Source organism: Stenotrophomonas maltophilia group sp. RNC7 (assembly GCF_030910085.1).
Classification (GTDB): Bacteria; Pseudomonadota; Gammaproteobacteria; order Xanthomonadales; family Xanthomonadaceae; genus Stenotrophomonas; species Stenotrophomonas sepilia.
The window spans coordinates 1-961 of record NZ_JAVFVN010000827.1; the positions used below are offsets into that span (position 1 = coordinate 1).

Genomic DNA, 961 nt, shown 5'->3' on the forward strand with positions numbered 1-961 from the left:
TCAAATCCTCACTTCTAGGATTTTTAGGGTTCGTGACCCAATCTATTTTGGGATTTTCCCACGGCATAATATCCCTCCTAACCTAGTAAATTAAAAAGATAGAATAGATTTCTCTCTATTCTATCAAAATCGGATAATGTAGGAAGATTATTGTCCTTCCAATCTGTTTTAGGTTCTATGTAATTCATAATTACACTCTCCTTCCGCTTAATTTTGCTCTTAAATATCCTGTGTACTCTAATTCTTGCTTAACTACTTTATAATCGTTGATCTCTTTATTGTCTATAACGGATACGGTATCTCCTAAGGCTAACGCTGGATTCCCTCGCCATTCTAAATCTAGGTCTCTTCTAGGATTGCTATATCCTTCTAACAGACGATTGGCTATATCTAGTGCCCTTTCTTCTGTCTGAATTAAAGGATTGGATTGCAGGCTATATTTTAATAATCCATTTTTTATGATGCTATCTTCATCTTTAACGATCACTTTTTCTTCACCATAGGGTACTTCGATATAATTTGCGACTTCTAAATACTTCGCAGGATTATTTTTTCTAAAATATAGCTCAGGCCCGATGTTTAATTTAAACGCTACATCTAAACATTCTACTATTTTTACCTGTCGATTGGGGTGACTCCATTTGGTGATTGTTATTTCAACTTTTCTTGAATTTGTTGGATTCTCCATTATATCCGTAATATTATTGATATTTGTGTTCTCTGTAACTTCTCTTTGGACTAATATATTTTCATTGGCACCATATATTTTAATTGTGTAATCTACGGGGTATTCCTCTTTTAGGCTATCGCCTACAACCTTAATTGCGTTAATAGATCTGTCTGTCTCAAATTCCAGCGTTATGGTAGGGTAAGGATTTGAAAAATAACATAAATCATCTGATAGTTGACTACCCCACCAGCCCATTTGAAGGCTTCCGTCCTCTGGTGCCAGGATATATTC

Annotated in this window: 1 protein-coding gene; it reads right to left on the minus strand. The window is 35.1% G+C overall.

Features of this window, described 5'->3' with window-relative positions:
* Nucleotides 1–190: 190 nt before the first annotated feature.
* Nucleotides 191–961, minus strand: a 771-nt coding sequence (locus tag RCF13_RS20015) for a hypothetical protein (RefSeq protein WP_308141492.1), incomplete at its 5' end; no start/stop codon positions are given.